Raw genomic sequence first — 20,240 nt, forward strand, 5'->3', positions numbered from 1 at the left:
TTACAGGATTTTAAGTGCATTTTTTATCTGTAAATATTGGTAATTTAGTTGTCAAGCGCAGTTTTTAGTGTTGAGCCAAAATAATAGTATTTAAGTTTATATTATAAAATTAAAAGGCTGAAAATATAGGATAAAATCTATGTTTTCAGTCTTTTATGCTACTTTAAAATTTATAATAATAAAAGTTTATACAGTATTATGAGAAATGTAATTTGATTTTGGAAATTTCAATAAGTAAATTCATATAGAAGAGGCAATGCAAAAATAAAATACTTAAGCTTCCTGTATAGTTGGAGGACTTGCTTCAATACTGTTTCTAGGAGCTTGAGCTGATGGATTATTTTGAGTAAATAATAGGAATAAATTATAAAATATCAAGCAGATTAAAATAATAACTAAAAGATAGATTATAGTATCTATAATTTTATTTATAATTTTATCATTCATTAAACAATGCCTTTCACAATATATTAATTGTTATATTTTAAATATAGTAGCTATATCATATAAATATGTATTTTATGATTTACAAGGAATTAATAATATTATTATAAATAACTTGTTGTAAATAATGTGAAAAAAAGTTAAGCTAAATATATAAAAAGAAAAGGGGTTGAAATAATGCGTGAAGTAAATGTTGAAAAAATAATAGAAACAGTTAAAAATCTTTCTATTGAAGCAAATTATTTTTTAGGAAATGATATTAAAGAATCATTAGAAAAATCCAGAAAAGAAGAAACTTATGAATTAGCAGGACAAGTATTAGATAAGATAATATTAAATTCCGAAGTAGCTAAAAATGAGCAAATGCCTATGTGCCAAGATACTGGAATGGCATGTGTGTTTGTAGAAATTGGACAAGATGTACATATTGTAGGTGGAAAACTCGAAGATGCTATTAATGAAGGAGTTAGAAGAGGGTATTATGAAGGATTTTTAAGAAAATCTGTTGTTGGAGACCCTATAAAAAGAATAAATACTGGTGATAATACTCCAGCTGTCATATATTATGATATTGTTGATGGTGATAAAATTAAAATTACACTTGCGCCTAAAGGATTTGGATCAGAAAATATGAGTAAAATAGGTATGCTTAAACCATCTGATGGGCTTGATGGAGTTAAGAAATTTATATTAGATACTGTTAAATCTGCAGGACCTAATCCATGTCCACCTATGGTTATTGGAGTTGGGATAGGAGGAACATTTGATAAAGCAGCTTATTTAGCTAAAAAGGCACTTATAAGACCTATAGATACATGGAACAAGAATGAATTTTACAAAGATTTGGAAAAAGAACTTTTAGAAAAAATAAATGAGCTTGGAATTGGACCACAAGGCTTTGGAGGAAGAACTACAGCACTTGGTCTAAATATAGAAGTGTATCCTACACATATTGCAGGACTTCCTGTAGCAGTAAATATAAACTGTCATGCAACAAGACATAAAGAAGCATTTATATAGAATTAGGAGGAATATGGAATGGAGATTAAAATAAATACACCACTTACAAGTGAACAGATTTCTAACTTAAAAGCTGGAGATTCTGTATTATTAAGTGGGACAATATATTCTGCTAGAGATGCAGCACATAAAAGGCTTATTGAGCTTTTGGATGAAGGAAAAGAGCTTCCATTAGATATAGAAAATGAAATAATATATTATGTTGGACCATCTCCAGCTAAACCAGGAAAGGCAATTGGGTCAGCAGGTCCTACAACTAGCTATAGAATGGATGCATATGCTCCTAAGTTAATGGATTTAGGGCTTAAAGGCATGATAGGAAAAGGTGCAAGAAATAAGGACATTATAGATTCTATAGTAAAGAATAAATGTATATATTTTGGTGCAATTGGAGGTGCAGCAGCTCTTATAGCTAAAAGTATAATAAAATCTGAAATAATTGCATATGAAGATTTAGGTGCAGAAGCTATAAGAAAAATGGAAGTGAAGGACATGCCTTTGGTTGTAATAATTGATTCACAAGGAAATAATTTATATGAATTAGGGCAAAAAGAATATTTAAATTCTACAAATAAGTAAACTTCAGATTTAAATATTATATTAAGTCGTAGTAAATAATAATAAATTATGAATAAAAAAGAATGTATTGCTTAGCCATAATACATTCTTTTTATCATTGTATGTAATTTATATTTTTAATTATATACTTACAAACCCTTTTCCTCTTACTTCAGAAATATCTACTACAGTTATGAAAGCAGAAGGATCTATATTTAGAACTGCATTTTTTAATGTTACCATTTGTCTACTTGTTACGATACAGTATAACATTTTCTTTCTATCATGAGTATATTCACCTTCAGCAACTAAAGATGTAATTCCACGATGGAGGTCTTTAAGAACATAATTTATAATATCTTCTTCTTTTTTTGTAAGTATGAGAAGAAGTTTTTTACTGTTAAATCCTAAAAGTACCCTATCTAATACAATATTTTGAATAAATAGAGATATAAAAGTATATAGAGCTTGTGGAAGTCCAAATAGGTATGCTCCAATAAGAATTATAATTATGTTAATAGAAAAACTTAATGATCCAATATTAAAATTTGAATATTTTTTTCTTATAAGCATTGTAATAATATCTGTTCCACCAGTTGAACCATTTTTTAAAAACACTAATCCATATCCTATACCACATAATGCACCACCATAAATACAATATATAAGAGTATCAAGTCCTCCCATAGGCACATATGATGATAATGGTTTTGTTATCACAAGTGCAAGTGATAAACATAACATACCTATTGTAGTGTATATAGTAAATGATTTATTTAACTTTTTATAGCTTATTAGTAATAGAGGAATATTTACTAATAATACAGTTAAACCTGTTGGAATATTCAGTGTGTATTGAAATAAAAGTGCTATACCTGTAGCTCCACCACTAAGAAGTTTAGCATGTGATAAAAAGATATTGACACCTAATGATGCTATAATACATCCTATAAAAATAATTACTAGATCTTGTATGTTGGCTTTATATTTGTAGTATGTATTCATAAGAATACTCCTTTTAAGTTAATACTCTATATATTAATGCACGTTATAATTTAAAAAGCAAGGAAAATAACACTAAATAAGATTTATTGAAAAAATACTTTTAATGAGAGATAATATGTTTGGTAAATTTGTTAAAAAAACTATTTAGATTTTAAGGGATTACACTTACAATAGAGTGAAAAATATGAATTTGATAATTTGTATCAATCTAAAATTGTTAGATATATTTAATTATGATACAGTTTAATTATAGAGTTGCTTTATAAACAGGAGTTGAAGATTTTATGAATATAAAACTACCAGGAAGTTTACGAGTTAAGAAAATTATACTTATAATCCTAGTGATAATATCAGTATATGTAATATCTTATGAATTAATTCAAAATAAGAATAGTAAAAAAGACAATATAAATATTATTCAAGAACAAATCATTGGAGAAGACAATTCTAATAATACAAATAAAGATAATTCGGAAGTATTAAATGATAATACTTCTGATAAGAATGAAGAAAATTTATATTCAGAAAAAGAAGAAGGATTATATACTGAGGCATATAATTTATTTTTTTCAAATAAATATGAAGAGGCAATAAAAAAAGCAGATATATTATTAGAGGAATTTCCTCAAAATCCAAAAGGATATAATATACGAGGAATAGCTAAAGCGTATAATGGAGATTATGATGGTGGTATAAAAGATATAGATAAATCACTACAAATATCACCGGATTATGGTTATGCACTTTTCAATAAGGGGCTTACATATGAACTATATGGTAATATGGAAGAAGCATTGAATTGGTATAATAAGGATTTAGAAGTAGAAGAATATGAATGGACATATTATGGAATCGCATCTATATATGGTAGAAGAGGCGATGTAGATAATACAGTAAAATATTTGAAAAAAGCAATAGAAATAAATCCAGAAGTTAAGGAAGAGGCTAAAACAGAAAAAGATTTTAACCCAGTAAAATCATCTAAGGATTTTGAAAATTTAATTAATAGTTAGTAAAAAACTATTTTAGGAGGGATGAAAACATGTTTAATGTATTAGTAGTAGATGATGAGAAAGAAATAAGAGATGCAATTGAAATATATTTAAGAGGGGAACATCTTAATGTTTTTAAAGCAGAAGACGGGATAGAAGCGCTTGAAATACTTGAAGAGCAAAAAATTCATTTAATTATATTAGATGTAATGATGCCTAGATTAGATGGTATAAGAACGTGTTTGAAGATAAGAGAAAATCAAAATCTACCTATAATTATGCTTTCAGCTAAGGGAGAGGATTCAGATAAAATATTAGGATTAAATGTAGGAGCAGATGATTATATAACAAAGCCTTTTAATCATTTAGAACTTGTGGCAAGAGTGAAATCACAGCTTAGGAGATATGAAAAACCTTTGAATGTTGAATCCGGAAAAGATATTATTAAAGTTAAAGATCTTGTAATAGATACTATTGCGAAAAAGATTACTGTAAGAGGAGAAGAAGTAAAAGTTACAGCCACAGAATATAAGATTCTTTATTTATTAGCATCTAATTTAGGAAAAGTATTTTCGATTAAAGAAATATATGAAAAAGTATGGGAAGAAAATTTTTATAAGAGCGAAAATACTGTTACAGTTCACATAAGAAGAATAAGAGAAAAAATTGAAATAAATACAAAAGAACCTGAATATATTAAGGTGGTGTGGGGTATTGGATACAAAATTGAAAAAGATAATTAAAGTATATTGGAATAGTATATATCTTATAGATATCCTAATAATTACATTAATAACTTTAGTGTTATTTTCTATATTCGGAGACTATGCTCAAGCAAATAGGATACAGCATGAAATTGCAGTAAAAGAAATACAAAAAAATATATTAGAATTAATTATTTTATTTGTAATAGATGCATTATTCATAATTAAAATAGCATTGATAATTAAGAGGAATCCTAAATCTCCTAATATTAAATCTAAGGTTATAAATAATGTGATTTTTGTACTTAAAAATGGATTTAGATATAAGCAGACACGAAAAACTTTACTTGTATCAATAACTCTTGGAATAATAGTTCTTATAACATATCTATATTTTTTAGCAACAGGAGGATATGAGAACAATATTTTTGTGAGGTTTTTTCAAACATATCCATTCAAGGGAAGCCTTATAATGATGGTATGCTTATTTTTAGCACTCATATATGGAATAAAAAAGACTCTTGATATATGTGTAGTAAATGAAGCGCTTAGAAAAGTAAGTGAAGGAAAGGTACAAGATGAAATAAAGCTGAAAGGTTCGCAAACTATAAGAGAATTAGCTGAAAATATTAACTTAATTAAAGCAGGATATAAGGAAATACTTGAAGAGGGGGTAAGAAATGAGAAATTAAAGACTGAGCTTATATCAAATGTATCTCATGATTTAAAAACTCCTCTTACTTCAATAATAAATTATGTAAATATATTAAAGAGTGATGATATAACAGAAGAGGAACGTAAAAATTATGTTGATATCTTAGAAAAAAAATCGTTGAAGCTTAAAGCATTAATAGAAGATTTATTTGAAATGTCTAAAATAAATAGTGGTAAGATGGAACTTAATAAGGAAAAGATTGATTTTTTATCCTTAATTCATCAGGGGGTAGGAGAATATAGCAATCTATATTATGATAAGAATATTTCATTTAAAGTTGATTGTAATGAAGAAGCAATATATATTGATTTAGATGGTAGACTTATGTCCAGGGCTATTGAGAATTTGATAATTAATTCATTAAAATATTCTTTAGATAATACTAGAGTCTATATTAATATATATAAAAATGAGCGTTATGTAACAATTGCTATGAAAAATATAGCTAATTATGAAATGGACTTTAATGAGGATGAAATTTTTGAAAGATTTGCAAGAGGAGATAAATCTAGAAATTCAAAAATAGAAGGTTCAGGATTAGGTCTTGCAATAACTAAAAGTATAATTGAACTTCATGGTGGAACAGTAAAAATAAAGAGAGAAGGAGATATGTTTAAGATATATATAAATATCCCTATAATCAATAAAGATAATTAGTGAATAAAAATTATTAATAAAGTAGTTAATCTGTAGAAATAAGGAGATTAACTACTTTTATTTTGTTTATTTTAGAAATTTACAGTTTTACTTTTATTAGTTGAAAAACTATAATATACAATATATTGTACAGGATAATGAGAAAATAAGAGTGAAAATACAACATATAGTGGAGGTAATAATGATGTCAATTTTGAATGATTTATGTATGGAGGCATTATCGGGAATTGAAGATGATGGAGTTTATACTGAAAAAAAACTATTAGAAGCGTTAGGACGTGTAGTAAGAGAAGGTATGTGTGAAAATGAAATAAGAAAATCACTTATTCAGATTTGTTTAGAATTAACTACGGATATGGAGCCTAACTGGCAGTATGCAGCATCTAAAATATATACATATGAACTTTATGATGAGGTAAGGAAAAATAGAAATTTAGACGGTAATAAGGAGTTATATGCTAATTACTATGAATTTATTAGAGAATTAACTGATAAAGGTCTATATGGAAAATATATTTTGGAGAATTATTCAAAAGAGGATATTAAGGAATTAGAAAAAGAAATAAAGCCTGAAAGAGATTTTTTATTTAACTATAGTGGAATAAGCCTTGTAAGCAAGAGATATCTTGTTCAGGATTACAATAGAAGACCAGTTGAACTTCCACAGCAGATGTTTATGGGAATAGCTATGCATCTTGCTATACCAGAAGATAAAGCAAAGAGAGTGTATTGGGCAAAAAGGTTTTATGATGTATTAAGTTCTTTGAAAGCTACTATGGCAACTCCGACTATGTCTAATGCCAGAAAGCCATTTTATCAATTGAGTTCATGCTTTATTGATACTGTAGATGATAGTTTGGAAGGAATCTATAAATCAATAGATAACTTTGCACAGGTTTCTAAGTTTGGTGGTGGAATGGGAACATATTTAGGAAAAGTAAGAGCACTTGGTTCACCTATAAGAGGATTTAAAGGTGCATCTGGTGGAATAATACCATGGATAAAGCTTTTTAATGATACTGCTGTAGCAGTTGACCAGCTTGGAGTTAGAAATGGATCAGTTGCTATATGGCTTGATGTATGGCATAAAGATATACCAGAATTTCTTCAGATAAGAACTAATAATGGTGATGATAGAAAGAAGGCTCATGATGTGTTTCCAGGATTGTGCTATCCAGATTTATTTTGGAGGCTTGCAGAAAATGATATAGATGCAAAATGGTATATGATGTGTCCTCATGAGATTAAAGAAGTTAAAGGATATAGTCTAGAAGATTTTTATGGAGTGGAATGGGAAGAAAAATATTATGAATGCGTTAATGATGACAGAATTGATAAGAGAGTAATGTCTGTTAAGGATATAGTAAGGCTTATTATTAAAAGTGCTGTTGAAACAGGTACACCATTTGCATTTTATAGAGATACAGTAAATAAAATGAATCCTAATAAACATAAGGGAATGATTTATTCATCAAATCTTTGTACTGAAATTATGCAGAATATGAGTCCAATGCAGATTCAAGACAGCCAGATTATAGATGAGAATGGCGACAGTGTTGTGGTTCAAAAAATAATACCAGGAGATTTTGTTGTGTGTAATCTTTCATCTATAGTTCTTGGAAATGTTGATGTATGTGATGAAAAAGAAATTGAATATGTAGTTGAAACACAGATAAGGGCAATGGATAATGTTATTGATTTAAATTACTATTCAGTACCTTTTGCTGAAATTACTAATAAGAAATATAGGGCTATAGGTCTTGGAACAAGTGGATATCATCATATGCTTGCAAACAATAGGATTCATTGGACAGAAGATAAACATAAGAATTTTGCTGATGAAGTTTATGAAAGAATAAATTATTATGCTATAAGAGCAAGTATGAATATAGCAAAAGAAAAGGGATCATATAAATTATTTGAAGGATCAGACTGGTATACAGGAGAATATTTTGATTTAAGGGAATATAATAGTGAAAAATGGTGTGACTTAAAAAGAGAAGTAAGGAAGTTTGGAATGAGAAACGGTTACTTGTTTGCAATAGCACCAAATGGTTCAACAGCAACTATTGCTGGAACTTCTGAGGGGATAGACCCGATTATGGCCAGATTTTATTTAGAAGAAAAGAAAGGAAGTATAATCCCTAAAACTGCACCAAATTTAAATGATGAAAATTACTGGTATTATAATTCTGCATATAATATAGATCAGGCATGGTCTGTGCAGATTAATGGTATACGTCAAAGACATATAGATCAAGGACAATCATTTAATTTATATATAACTAATAATTACACTATGAGACAGATAATGAATTTATATATAGAGGCTTGTAAATGTGGAGTTAAATCTATATATTATGTTAGATCTAAATCATTAGAAGTAACTGAATGTGAAAGTTGTTCAGCATAAAAGTATTAAAAGGAAAATATTTCTATTTAGATAAATCTAATGTGATTAAAAAATGTGCGATTAAAGTATTAGGCAGATAGGAGAATTTTTTATGAGTATAAATAAGAAACCTCTTTTTAATGAATTTGGAGATAGAGAAATAAGTAGAAAGAGGCTTATAAATGGTAATACAACTAATTTAAATGACTTTAACAATATGAAATATACATGGGTTTCGGATTGGTATAGGCAGGGGATGAATAACTTCTGGATACCTGAAGAAATAAATTTATCACAAGATTTAAAGGATTATAAAAATCTTTCAGAAGATGAGAGAACTGCTTATGATAAGATTCTTTCATTTTTAATATTCCTAGATTCTATTCAGACAGCAAATTTGAGTAATATAAATAATTATATAACTGCTAGTGAAATTAATTTATGTCTTACAATTCAAAGTTTTCAAGAAGCTGTTCATTCACAAAGCTACAGTTATATGCTTGATAGTATTTGTTCTCCAGAAAAGAGAGATGAGATTTTATATCAATGGAAAGATGATGAGAACTTGCTCAATAGAAATAAATTTATAGGAGATTTATATAATGAATTTATAAATAATCCAACTGAAAAGAATCTTTTGAAGACGCTTATGGCAAATTATATATTAGAAGGGATATATTTTTATTCTGGATTTATGTTTTTCTACAATCTAGAAAGAAACGGGAAAATGCCTGGTTCAGCTCAAGAAATAAGATATATAAACAGAGATGAAAATACTCATTTATGGCTATTCAGAAATATAATTAAAGAATTACAAAAAGAAAATCCTGAATTATTTACTGATGAAATTAAAAATGAGTTGAGAGAAATGATGAAAGTCGGAGTAGATCAGGAAATTATGTGGGGGCATTATGTTATTGGAGATAAGATTCAGGGTATAAATAAAAGACTTATAGAAGATTATATAAAATATTTAGCCAATAAGAGGTTAAAAGAAATAGGATTAGAAAAATTATATGATGGATATGGAAAAAATCCAGCAACATGGGTAGATATTCAATCAAATGCTAATTCAGTAAAAACTGACTTTTTTGAAGCAAGATCTACTGCGTATGCTAAAGTTACTACATTAGTTGATGATTTATAGATTATTAACTGATAGTAAATAATGTAAAAATATGATATACTATTTTTAGAGTTATGTTATAATTTCAAAGATAAGGATATTAATTATTGGTTTAAGTAAGAAAAAACGTTTTAATTAAGTCATATTTAGAGAAATTATGGTATAATTAAAGTTGTTTAGACTTAAATACTAACTCATTATTACACTGATGAGCTGAAAGAAAAATATATTTTTATAAAATTTACAATCAAGGAGGAATTCCGTATTATGAAAAAAGGTATTGCTGCTTCTAAGGGATATGCAATTGGTAAAGTATTTTTACAGGAGCATGAAGAAATCGTTGTAACTGATGCTAAAATTTCTGATATAGCTGCAGAAAAGGAAAAATTACAAAAGGCATTAGATGAATCAAAGAGTCAATTAGAGACTATAAAAGCAAAAGCATTAGAAGAAATGGGAGCTGAAAAAGCTGAAGTATTTGAAGCTCACATTACTCTATTAGATGACCCAGAATTTACTGGAGCTATGATGAGTGAAATAGAATCAAACAGCGTTAATGGTTTAAAAGCTATTCAAAGCGTTGCAGACAGTTTTGTTGCTATATTCGAATCTATGGATAACGAATATATGAGAGAAAGAGCAGCAGATATTAAAGATGTATCAAAGAGAATATTAGCAAACTTTGCAGGTAAGGGTGGAGATGGATTTGCTATTACTGAAAACAATACAGTAGTAGTTGCTCACGATTTAACACCATCTGATACAGCAGGATTAGATAGAACTAAAGTTGTTGGATTTATTACAGATATAGGTGGAAGAACTTCTCATGCTGCTATAATGGCTAGAACATTAGAAATTCCAGCTGTACTTGGATTAGGAGACATAACTAAATGTGTTAAAAATGGAGACATGGTTATAGTTGATGGTATAACAGGTGATGTTATAATAAATCCTTCAGAAGAAGTATTAGCTGAATATCAAGCTAAGAAAGAAAAATTCCAAGCTGAACAAGAAGAATTAAAGAAATTAATAAATGTTAAGACTACTACTAAATCAGGTAGAAGAATAGAAGTTTGTGGAAACATAGGTAAGCCAGAAGACGTACTTGGTGTTATAGCAAACGGTGGAGATGGTGTAGGATTATTCAGAACTGAATTCTTATACATGGATAGAGATAGTGCTCCAACAGAAGAAGAACAATTCGAAGCATACAAATTTGTTCTTGAAAAAATGGAAGGTAAGCAAGTTGTTATCAGAACATTAGATATCGGTGGAGATAAAACTCTTCCATACTTACCATTACCAAAAGAAATGAACCCATTCTTAGGATATAGAGCTATTAGACTTTGCTTAGATAGAAAAGAAATATTTAAGGTTCAATTAAGAGCATTACTTAGAGCTTCAGTTTATGGTAAACTTGCTGTAATGTTCCCAATGATTTCAGGATTAGAAGAATTTGAACAAGCAAAAGAAGTTGTTGAAGAATGTAAGGCTGAATTAAGAGCAGAAGGAAAAGAATATTCAGATGATATCCAATGGGGTATCATGGTTGAAATTCCAGCTGCAGCAGTTTATGCTGATGAATTAGCTAAACATGTTGATTTCTTCTCAATAGGAACTAATGATTTAATACAATATACATTAGCTGCTGACAGAATGAGTGAAAAAGTATCATATCTTTACAATCCAATGCACCCAGCTGTACTTAGATTAATAAAAATGACTATAGATGGAGCTCATAAACATGGTAAATGGGTTGGAATGTGTGGAGAAATGGCAGGAGATGAAGCTGCTATCCCAACATTAGTTGAATATGGTTTAGATGAATTCTCAATGAGTGCTACATCAATCTTAAATGCTAAAAAGATAATGTTAGAACAAGAATAATCATAATTTTTAATATGTAAAAGCCATCGTAATTTAATTATGATGGTTTTTATTTTTGAGTTAAAAGTGATTTAATTGTTAATAGTTAATAAATATGCCTATAATAGAAATATTAAGGTAAATGATATAAGAGGATTATTGAGGAGAACTATGGATAATAAAAATAGAAAAATATATAATAAAGCATTAGATTTCCATGAAAAAGGTGAAATAAATAAGGCTTTAGATCTATGCGAGTCTATTTTAGCTGAAAACCTAGGTGAATCAGAAGTATTAAATTTTAAGGGACTTATGCTTTATGAAAAAGGATTGCTTAAGGAAGCAGTTACAGTCTGGAAAATTAATTTTGATTTAAATAATGATTCAATAGCGAAAAGTTATATAAAAGATGTTGAGTATGATGAAGAGAGAATAAAAATTTATAAGGAAGCTGAACAGGCTCTAAAGAAATCAGATATAAACACTGCTTTAAAATTATTTATAGAATGTGCTAAGAGTGATTTTAATTGCATTAAGGTTAATACAGGTATTGCATGGTGTTATCAAGAAAATGGTGACTATTACAGGGCAAAAGAATATGTAGATAAGGCACTTAAAATAGATAAACATGCAGTTACAGCAAATGAGATAAAAAAACAGCTGGAAAATATGGAACTATATTATGGAGAAATTAAGAGTAGAAGAGGAATTGGGAAAATATTTATTATTATTTCAGTAGTCAGTATATTATCTATTGGAGGATATTATTTTTGGAAAAGTAATATGAAAAATAATGAGAAATTAGTGAATAATGTTGAAGTTATAAATGAAAGTATAGGAAATGAAGAGGAATTAGCAAATAAAGAAGAGATAGAAAAGCAAGAAGAAAATATTGTGAATAAATTCGATATTGAATCATTAGAACAAGATATTAAGAATAAGGATTATAAATCAATTTATGAGAAAGTCCATGATGTACAAACTTCTGAATTAAGTGTTAATGAAAAGAAGATATATAATAAAGCTGTTTCAATATTGAAAAAAGATGGAGTAACTGGTTTTTATGAAGATGGATTACGATATTTTAATCAAAAAGATTTTGATAATGCAAAGAATCAGTTTGATAAAGCTTATGAATATTGTGACGGAGATAATCTTGAGCAGCATATTATATTTTATAGAGGAAGTACTGCATCAGAACAAGGCAATAGGGATTTAGCGCTGGAAATGTATAAAAATTACGATAAATTATATCCAGAAGGGTCATATATAGAAGGAGTTCTATATGAACTTGCACTTTTTAATTGGGATATTAATAAGGAAGAATCAAAAATATACGCACAAAGATTGATTAATAATTATCCATATTCTATATATGTTAACGATAAAATTAAGAATATATTAAATGTGAGCAATTAATTTACATAAAATAATTATGAGAATGTTTATTTGAAATATTCTTATAATTATTTTTTTATATTTTGTTCATATACTTAAATTAATAATAACAATCTCACCTGGAAAAGATATTTATAAGAATGTTTTTTGAGAGGTGAAATAAATATGATAACAATAATTAAAGAATGTAATGTATATGCACCAGAAAATTTAGGAGTAAAAGATGTTGTGATTGCAGGCGGGAAGATAGAAGGTGTATATGATAATGTTGATTTTGACAGCAAAACAATAGAGTATGAAGTGATTAATGGAAAGGATAAGTTATTGTTCCCAGGGTTTATAGATTGTCATGTTCACGTTATGGGTGGAGGAGGAGAGGGTGGGTTTCATACGAGAATACCAGAAATGCAGATGTCACAATTAACAAAAGCAGGAATAACAACTGTTGTTGGGTGTATTGGGACAGATGGAATATGCAGAGATATGAAATCTTTAATAGCAAAAATTAAAGCATTAAGAGAAGAGGGAATTTCAGCATATGCTTATACTGGTTCATATGAAGTTCCAGTAATAACACTTACTGATTCTATAAAAAGTGATTTAATGATTGTAGAAGAGATAATTGGAGTTGGAGAGATTGCTATATCTGATCATAGAAGTTCACAACCAAGCTTTGGAGAATTTGCAAATGTAGTAGCTCAGAGTAGAGTTGGAGGATTATTATCAGGGAAATGTGGAATAGTTAATATACATTTAGGAGATGGAGAAAATAAACTTGAATATCTTTTTGACTTAATTGATAATACAGAAATACCAACTACTCAATTGTTGCCAACTCATATTAATAGAAATAGTGAATTATTTAAAGTAGGATTGGAATATGTTCAGAGAGGTGGTTATATAGATTTAACTACAAGCTGTGATTTAGACCACATGGAAAATGGTGAACTAAGAGCTGGAGATGGATTGAAGGAATTTATTGATAAAAAACTTCCTATTGAACATATAACTTTTACTTCAGATGGAAACGGAAGTATGCCTAGATTTGATGCAAATGGACGTCTGGATGGAGTAGGAATTTGTGAAGTATCAACATTATATAGAGAAGTAAAGCATGCAATAAAAGAAAATAAAATTCCAATAAATGAAGCCATAAAAGTAATTACATCTAATGTAGCAAAAATTTTAAAATTAAAAAATAAAGGAGCTATAGAGTGTGGAAAAGATGCTGATTTAGTAATTGTTGATAAAGAATCACTTGATATTAGTATGGTTTTTGCAAAAGGTAGGAAAATGGTTGAAAATAATCAAGTGCTAATAAAAGGGACTTTTGAGTAATATCTTTATAAATGAAAAGCTATTTAAGAATACACTATATTCTCAAATAGCTTAATTTTATGCCTTTAATTTAAAAAATGTATGATGGCCAATTGTTTTTTCGTTTACTTTTTTAGTTGTTTTCATCCAGTTGCATGTTGCAGTGGCTGGATTATAGAAAAACAAAGCGTCATTCGAGGGGTCATACCCCTTTATTGCATCGTATACTGCATTGTAACAATCTTGGTTTGCCACAGATTTTATTTTTCCATTTTTTACACAAGAAAAGGCATTCTTTTGAAATATTACTTCTTTAATTGTGTTTGGAAAGCTTGAACTTACTGTACGATTAAGTACAACAGAGGCAACTGCAACCTTTCCTTCATAAGGTTCACCTATGCTTTCGGCTGCAACTAACTTTGCCATTAAGTCTATATCTTCTCCCGTTATATATAACTGTTTTGAATTATGATTAAAAACTTCAACAACTTGATTAGTTTCTTCATTATTTTGAGTTATATTTGATGTATTTTTAATTGAATATTCGGTATTATTTATATATTTTATATTCTTTATAGATTTATTTGCTTTGCAATCAGTACCTAAAACCTCAGCTGCAACTGGATTTATATTCATAACGGAAAAAAATAGTATCAATGCAGTTACAAAAATACTAAATGTTCTTTTCATAAAAAAACCTCCTTCGGTATAGTGCAACAAATAATATTATTACCAAAGAAAGTAATTATATTCACATAATAATTTTTTATAGTCTATATATTATATGATTAAGTAGGATATTATAATTTTTATAGTTTACTATTTTAATTAATTAATGTTAATACTATTACTGATAAGTTATAAGTCAAATTTTTATATTTAAATAATATTAATACAGTAGTAATAAAAAAGTAATTCTCTTTAGTATTAAGGAGAAAAAAATTGTTGTATAATTTTAATATGATGAAAAGAGGTGAGTATTATGCAGGAAGTATTATCTATGATTATAAAGAGTTTTTCCAATATATCAATATGGTCAGTTTTAGATATTTTGGTTGTATCATATATATTTTATAAAGGGTATATGCTTATAAAAGAAACACGAGCTGAGCAGTTACTTAAGGGAATAGTATTGATAATAGCATTAATTCCTATAAGCTATTTATTAAAATTAGATATGCTTTATTTTATATTAAATAAAACGTTAACTATAGGTGTATTATCAGTAGTTATTATTTTTCAGCCAGAAATAAGAAGAGCATTAGAGCATTTAGGAAGGACTGCATTTGATGATATGCATGGGTTACGAGATGAAGAGTTGGTACATAAGGTTATAGAAGAAATATCTATTGCTGCTGAAAATCTTTCTGAGAGCAAGACTGGTGCACTTATTGTAATAGAACAAACTACAGGATTAAACGAAGTTATGGGAGCAGGAACATTGCTTGATGCAGTTGTAAGCTCAAGCCTTTTGGAGAATATTTTTGTTGTTAATACTCCACTTCATGATGGGGCCACTATAATAAGAAATAATAGAATTTGGTCATCAGGATGTGTTTTGCCTCTTACTAATAATGCTAATATAAATAAAAAATTAGGAACACGACATAGAGCTGCAATAGGATTATCTGAAATATCAGATGCACTCGTAATTGTTGTGTCTGAAGAAACAGGAACTATTTCTTTAGCCGTAAATGGAAAAATAACTAGGGGATATGACAAGGAAAGATTACAAAAAGTTCTTACAAGAATAATTGATAATAGAAGTAAGAAAAATGTTAAGACAGCTAGGGAGAAGGTGAAGTCATGGATAAAATTAAAAAGCAAAATTTAATGGTTAAAATTATTTGTGTATTATTATCCTTTGGCTTATGGTTGTATGTAACTAATGTTGAAAATCCCGCTAGAAGCTATGAAGTAAAAGACATACCTGTAGAATTAGTCAATACAGATGCAATTGAGAATGCTAAATTTGCAATTGTAGATGGTCAGAAATTTACTGTAGATTTAAAAGTAGAGGGACCATCAACTGAAGTAAGTAAAGTTACTCCGGAAGATTTCAAGGTAGTTGCAGATATGTCCAAGTATGCTCTTAAAGCTGGAGAAAATACCATTCCAGTTCAAATAATGAGTTATCCTCCAAATATAACTATAAAAAATACAGGTTTTTTAGGTATAAAGATAGATTTAGAGGAAATTGTAACAAAGGAATTTCCAATAACATCAAATGTAAAGGTAAGCTATAAAGAGGGAGTTTACGAATTGGATAAAAAGATAACTCCTACGACAGTTAAGGCAACAGGGGGAAAAAGTAAAATTGATAAAATAGATAGAGCGGTAATTAGTGGAGAAGAAAAGGATGTTAGTAAAAATACTGAGAACAATTATAAAGTAATATTTTTAGATTCTGATGGAAATGAGGTTACTGGAATTCAGTCTGATGTATCTACTGCAAAATTATCTATTAATGTAGTTACAGGTAAAAAAGTTGCTGTGAATTTAAAAACTAGTGGTCAGGTTCCAGAAGGCTATGAATTAAGTGGCTATGATTTACAGACTAAGTATGTTGAAATTTCAGGTGATGGTTCACAAAATATAGAATCAGTAGATACAGAGCCTTTAGATATATCTTCATTTACTCAAGATACAGAGCAAACTGTAAAATTGAATTTACCACAAGGTATTACTGTAATCGGTGGAGATAGTACTGTAAAAGTTAAGCTTAATATAAAAAAGAGTGATATAGTTACTAAAATATTAAGTTGTGCAGTTAAGTATAATAATTTAAATGATCAATTTATTATTGATTCACCAACTGAAAAAGTAAATGTAACATTAAGTGGAACACAGAGTAACTTAGATAAGATATCAGAAAATGAAATATCTGCATCAATAGATTTAAGTAATATAACTGAAGAGGGAACATATACTTATAAACCAGATATAGTTATTAATAATGACAATAAAAATTTAACGATAAGCAGTGTAGATAGTGTTACAATAGTGGTAAAGAAAAAAGCAGAATAGTTATAAAAATGTGTATAAGGAAATTATCCTAATACACATTTTTATTTTTATGGATAATATATAAATAAAATTAGTTTAATTCAGCTAAAGAGTATTTTTATGATATAATCTTTTTGATTTGAGAGATACAACTAGAAAAAATAACTATAGATTTATAAAAAATAATTTTACTTAAATATAGGTATTTAATTATTTTTATATTTGAAAGGAAAACGGTGATAATATGGCCATAAGAATAAATAATATACATTTATCATTAGATGAAGATGAAAAATTACTAAAGAATAAAGTTTGTAAGAAGTTAAAAATATCTGAAAATGATATTAAGAAGTTAGATATACTAAAAAGAAGTTTAGATGCTAGAAAGAAGAATGATATTAAAGTTAATTACTGTGTTGAGGTAATATGTGATAAAGAAAAGAAAATTCTTTCTAGAATTCATGATAAAGATGTAAAACATGAAATAATAGAAGAAAAGGAACCATTAGAAAGAGGAAATGATGAATTAAAATCAAGACCAGTAGTAGTAGGATTTGGTCCAGCGGGGATTTTTGCTGCACTTACACTTGCTAGAGAAGGATATAAGCCAGTTGTGTATGAACGTGGAGAAGATGTGGATAGTAGAACTGAAACTGTAGAAAACTTTTGGAAAACTGGCAAGCTTAATCTTGAATCAAATGTTCAGTTTGGTGAAGGTGGAGCGGGAGCATTCTCTGATGGAAAGCTTACAACAAGAATAAAAGATCATAGATGTGCATTTGTATTAGATGAACTTATAAAAGGTGGGGCACCTAGTGAAATAAAGTATGAAAGTAAGGCACACGTAGGAACAGACCTTTTAAAAGGTGTAGTTAAAAATATAAGAGAGGAAATAAAGAGACTTGGTGGAGAAGTAAAATTTAATTCTAAAGTTGAACAAATTGATTACGAGAATGGTGAACTAAAAAGTATTGTAGTTAATGGTGAAAGAATTCCATGTCAGGCTTTAGTTCTTGCAATAGGCCATAGTTCAAGGGATACATATGAAATGCTTCATGAAAAAGGAGTATCTATGGAAGCAAAACCATTTGCTATAGGAGTAAGAATTGAACATCCACAAGAACTTATTAATGTGAGCCAATATGGTGAAAGTCATAATCATCCTAAATTAGGAGCTGCTGATTATAGACTTACATATCAAAGTGAAAGACTAAAAAGAGGAGTATATTCATTCTGTATGTGTCCAGGTGGGGTAGTAGTTGCGGCAGCATCAGAAGAGGGAAGACTTGTCTCAAATGGAATGAGTTATCATGCTAGAGATTTAGCTAATGCAAATTCTGCTTTAGTAGTAACTGTTTCTCCAGAGGATTTTGAAGGAGATTCTCCACTTAGAGGAATGGAATTCCAAAGACATTATGAAGAACTTGCATTCAATTTAGGTGGTGGTGACTATAAGGCACCTGTTCAATTACTTGGAGATTTTATGTGTGATAGAATATCTACTAAATTAGGAAGTGTGACTCCAAGTTATACAGCAGGATATGTATTTGAAGATTTGAGAAAGTGCCTTCCTAGTTATGTAATTGAAGCTCTTAAAGAAGGAATACAAAACTTTGATAAAAAGATAAAAGGATATGGAAACGAAGATGCAGTATTAACAGGAATAGAAACAAGAACTTCTGCACCAGTTAGAATGCATAGAAATGAAACTTTAGAAAGCACAAATGTAAGAGGACTTTATCCAACAGGAGAAGGTGCAGGATTTGCTGGAGGAATTATTTCTGCAGCAGTAGATGGAATAAAAGTTGCAGAACATATAATACATAGATTTAAGCAACCTGAATAAAATTTAATTGTTAAAAAGATTACATTTTAGAATATGAAATTTTAAAATTAATATTTTTTAAAAAGTCTGATATCTCTATAGATATCAGCTTTTTTTATTCTTGAAACTAAAAAAATAAATAGATTTCTTATAAAAATTTTTCTCATTTTTGCAAATATAAGTTAATTTTTGATATAATATACTTATTAAGTTTATATTTACATAAATATAATTGATATAAAATTAACAAGGTTTAATAAAAAATGTATTATTTGCAAAATTATATAGGTAAGAGGTGCATAAGAAATGAGTAAAAATTTTGATGATTTATTCTCAAGATTAAAAGAAATTCCAACTAAAAAGGTTGCAGTAGCAGTTGCACAGGATGAACCTGTACTAGAAGCTATAAAGAAAGCTGCAGAACTTAATGTGGCTAAAGCAATATTAGTAGGAGATAAGGAAAAAATACAAGAAATAGCAAAGAAGATAGATTTGGATTTATCTGGTTATGAAATTATGGATGTTAAAGATCCAAAGAAAGCTACTCTTGAAGCTGTTAAATTAGTATCTAGTGGACATGCTGATATGTTAATGAAAGGGTTAATAGATACAGCAACTTTCTTAAGAAGTGTTCTAAATAAAGAAGTAGGACTTAGAACAGGAAAACAAATGTCTCACGTTGCTGTTTTTGAAATAGAAGGATGGTACAGATTATTCTTCTTAACAGATGTAGCATTTAATACTTATCCAGAATTAAAAGAAAAAGTTGCAATAATAAATAATGCAGCAGCAGTTGCCCATGCATGTGGAATAGAACAACCAAAGGTTGGAGTTGTTTGTCCAGTTGAAGTTGTAAATCCTAATATGCAATCTACTGTAGATGCAGCATTACTTGCTAAGATGAGTGATAGAGGACAATTTAAGGGATGTACTGTTGATGGGCCATTTGCTTTAGATAATGCAATATCATTAGAAGCAGCTGAACATAAAGGTGTTAAGGGTGAAGTTGCAGGTCAATCTGACATATTAATGCTTCCTAATATAGAAACAGGTAATGTTATGTATAAAACATTAACATATTTTGCACCATGTAAAAATGGATGTCTTTTAGTTGGAACATCAGCACCAGTTATATTAACTTCAAGAGCTGATACTTTTGAAACAAAGGTAAATTCAATAGCATTAGCAGCATTAGTTGCAGATAGAAATAAATAA

17 protein-coding genes are annotated in these 20,240 nt (G+C 28.5%); 14 read left to right on the top strand and 3 right to left on the bottom strand.

All coding sequences use genetic code 11. The annotated features are described in order from the left end of the window. Positions 1–273: 273 nt before the first annotated feature. Complete coding sequence (locus tag HF850_RS10520; RefSeq protein ID WP_169105400.1) at positions 274–447, bottom strand: hypothetical protein; 174 nt, start codon at positions 445–447, stop codon at positions 274–276. A gap of 174 nt (positions 448–621) precedes the next feature. Between HF850_RS10520 and HF850_RS10525 the strand changes: the two genes are divergently transcribed. Next, a complete protein-coding gene (locus HF850_RS10525; RefSeq protein ID WP_169105401.1) occupies positions 622–1,464 on the top strand; it encodes a fumarate hydratase in 843 nt (280 codons plus the stop codon). A gap of 18 nt (positions 1,465–1,482) precedes the next feature. After that, positions 1,483–2,043: a Fe-S-containing hydro-lyase gene (locus HF850_RS10530; protein ID WP_169105402.1), complete on the top strand. Its 561-nt coding sequence runs from the start codon at positions 1,483–1,485 to the stop codon at positions 2,041–2,043. Positions 2,044–2,163: 120 nt separating this feature from the next. Here HF850_RS10530 and HF850_RS10535 read toward each other — a convergent pair whose 3' ends face one another. Next, positions 2,164–3,027 carry a YitT family protein gene (locus tag HF850_RS10535; protein WP_169105403.1) on the bottom strand — a complete coding sequence of 288 codons (864 nt, stop codon included), beginning with the start codon at positions 3,025–3,027 and terminating at the stop codon, positions 2,164–2,166. Between the two features lie 284 nt (positions 3,028–3,311). Here HF850_RS10535 and HF850_RS10540 point away from each other — a divergent pair, with 284 nt between their 5' ends. The 8 genes from HF850_RS10540 to iadA all read left to right on the top strand — a co-directional run bounded on the left by HF850_RS10540 (position 3,312) and on the right by iadA (position 14,215). Further along, positions 3,312–4,040 (top strand): tetratricopeptide repeat protein, encoded by a 729-nt coding sequence (locus HF850_RS10540; RefSeq protein ID WP_169105404.1) that lies wholly within the window; start codon positions 3,312–3,314, stop codon positions 4,038–4,040. 29 nt (positions 4,041–4,069) lie between these two features. Beyond that, complete coding sequence (locus HF850_RS10545; protein ID WP_169105405.1) at positions 4,070–4,762, top strand: response regulator transcription factor; 693 nt, start codon at positions 4,070–4,072, stop codon at positions 4,760–4,762. Beyond that, positions 4,734–6,095 (top strand): HAMP domain-containing sensor histidine kinase, encoded by a 1,362-nt coding sequence (locus HF850_RS10550; RefSeq protein ID WP_169105406.1) that lies wholly within the window; start codon positions 4,734–4,736, stop codon positions 6,093–6,095. The genes HF850_RS10545 and HF850_RS10550 overlap by 29 nt, the downstream gene beginning before the upstream one ends. A 184-nt stretch (positions 6,096–6,279) precedes the next feature. Then, positions 6,280–8,508, top strand: a complete 2,229-nt coding sequence (locus tag HF850_RS10555; protein ID WP_169105407.1) for a ribonucleoside-diphosphate reductase subunit alpha — start codon at positions 6,280–6,282, stop codon at positions 8,506–8,508. Positions 8,509–8,599: 91 nt separating this feature from the next. Beyond that, positions 8,600–9,634: a ribonucleotide-diphosphate reductase subunit beta gene (locus HF850_RS10560; RefSeq protein ID WP_169105408.1), complete on the top strand. Its 1,035-nt coding sequence runs from the start codon at positions 8,600–8,602 to the stop codon at positions 9,632–9,634. 246 nt (positions 9,635–9,880) lie between these two features. Continuing rightward, the gene (ptsP, locus tag HF850_RS10565) at positions 9,881–11,500 is read left to right on the top strand and encodes a phosphoenolpyruvate--protein phosphotransferase (RefSeq protein ID WP_169105409.1); all 1,620 of its coding nucleotides are present in this window, start codon (positions 9,881–9,883) and stop codon (positions 11,498–11,500) included. Positions 11,501–11,650: 150 nt separating this feature from the next. Continuing rightward, positions 11,651–12,898, top strand: coding sequence for a hypothetical protein (locus tag HF850_RS10570; RefSeq protein ID WP_169105410.1), 1,248 nt, complete (start codon positions 11,651–11,653; stop codon positions 12,896–12,898). A gap of 144 nt (positions 12,899–13,042) precedes the next feature. Continuing rightward, a complete protein-coding gene (iadA, locus tag HF850_RS10575) occupies positions 13,043–14,215 on the top strand; it encodes a beta-aspartyl-peptidase (RefSeq protein ID WP_169105411.1) in 1,173 nt (390 codons plus the stop codon). Between the two features lie 57 nt (positions 14,216–14,272). Here iadA and HF850_RS10580 read toward each other — a convergent pair whose 3' ends face one another. Beyond that, complete coding sequence (locus HF850_RS10580; RefSeq protein WP_169105412.1) at positions 14,273–14,884, bottom strand: cell wall hydrolase; 612 nt, start codon at positions 14,882–14,884, stop codon at positions 14,273–14,275. Between the two features lie 292 nt (positions 14,885–15,176). On the opposite strand from HF850_RS10580, the gene cdaA reads away from it, so the two are divergent. The 4 genes from cdaA (at position 15,177) to ptb (ending at position 20,240) form a co-directional block, all read left to right on the top strand. Beyond that, positions 15,177–16,028, top strand: coding sequence for a diadenylate cyclase CdaA (cdaA, locus tag HF850_RS10585; RefSeq protein WP_169105413.1), 852 nt, complete (start codon positions 15,177–15,179; stop codon positions 16,026–16,028). Next, positions 16,001–17,221, top strand: coding sequence for a CdaR family protein (locus HF850_RS10590; RefSeq protein ID WP_169105414.1), 1,221 nt, complete (start codon positions 16,001–16,003; stop codon positions 17,219–17,221). Before cdaA ends, HF850_RS10590 begins: the two co-directional genes overlap by 28 nt. A gap of 223 nt (positions 17,222–17,444) precedes the next feature. Beyond that, positions 17,445–19,046 (top strand): NAD(P)/FAD-dependent oxidoreductase, encoded by a 1,602-nt coding sequence (locus tag HF850_RS10595; protein ID WP_169105415.1) that lies wholly within the window; start codon positions 17,445–17,447, stop codon positions 19,044–19,046. A gap of 285 nt (positions 19,047–19,331) precedes the next feature. Next, positions 19,332–20,240 (top strand): phosphate butyryltransferase, encoded by a 909-nt coding sequence (gene ptb, locus HF850_RS10600; protein WP_169105416.1) that lies wholly within the window; start codon positions 19,332–19,334, stop codon positions 20,238–20,240.

It is taken from the genome of Clostridium sp. SM-530-WT-3G, from assembly GCF_012843905.1.
Lineage (GTDB): Bacteria > Bacillota > Clostridia > Clostridiales > Clostridiaceae > Clostridium.

Excerpts from the sequence above, each read along its gene's own strand:
- HF850_RS10535 (WP_169105403.1), bottom strand. The coding sequence starts at position 3,027 with ATGAATACATACTACAAATATAAAGCCAACATACAAGATCTAGTAATT.
- ptb (WP_169105416.1), top strand. The coding sequence starts at position 19,332 with ATGAGTAAAAATTTTGATGATTTATTCTCAAGATTAAAAGAAATTCCA.
- HF850_RS10580 (WP_169105412.1), bottom strand. The coding sequence starts at position 14,884 with ATGAAAAGAACATTTAGTATTTTTGTAACTGCATTGATACTATTTTTT.
- HF850_RS10590 (WP_169105414.1), top strand. The coding sequence starts at position 16,001 with ATGGATAAAATTAAAAAGCAAAATTTAATGGTTAAAATTATTTGTGTA.
- HF850_RS10520 (WP_169105400.1), bottom strand. The coding sequence starts at position 447 with ATGAATGATAAAATTATAAATAAAATTATAGATACTATAATCTATCTT.
- HF850_RS10560 (WP_169105408.1), top strand. The coding sequence starts at position 8,600 with ATGAGTATAAATAAGAAACCTCTTTTTAATGAATTTGGAGATAGAGAA.
- HF850_RS10595 (WP_169105415.1), top strand. The coding sequence starts at position 17,445 with ATGGCCATAAGAATAAATAATATACATTTATCATTAGATGAAGATGAA.
- iadA (WP_169105411.1), top strand. The coding sequence starts at position 13,043 with ATGATAACAATAATTAAAGAATGTAATGTATATGCACCAGAAAATTTA.
- cdaA (WP_169105413.1), top strand. The coding sequence starts at position 15,177 with ATGCAGGAAGTATTATCTATGATTATAAAGAGTTTTTCCAATATATCA.
- HF850_RS10545 (WP_169105405.1), top strand. The coding sequence starts at position 4,070 with ATGTTTAATGTATTAGTAGTAGATGATGAGAAAGAAATAAGAGATGCA.
- ptsP (WP_169105409.1), top strand. The coding sequence starts at position 9,881 with ATGAAAAAAGGTATTGCTGCTTCTAAGGGATATGCAATTGGTAAAGTA.
- HF850_RS10525 (WP_169105401.1), top strand. The coding sequence starts at position 622 with ATGCGTGAAGTAAATGTTGAAAAAATAATAGAAACAGTTAAAAATCTT.
- HF850_RS10555 (WP_169105407.1), top strand. The coding sequence starts at position 6,280 with ATGTCAATTTTGAATGATTTATGTATGGAGGCATTATCGGGAATTGAA.
- HF850_RS10570 (WP_169105410.1), top strand. The coding sequence starts at position 11,651 with ATGGATAATAAAAATAGAAAAATATATAATAAAGCATTAGATTTCCAT.
- HF850_RS10540 (WP_169105404.1), top strand. The coding sequence starts at position 3,312 with ATGAATATAAAACTACCAGGAAGTTTACGAGTTAAGAAAATTATACTT.
- HF850_RS10530 (WP_169105402.1), top strand. The coding sequence starts at position 1,483 with ATGGAGATTAAAATAAATACACCACTTACAAGTGAACAGATTTCTAAC.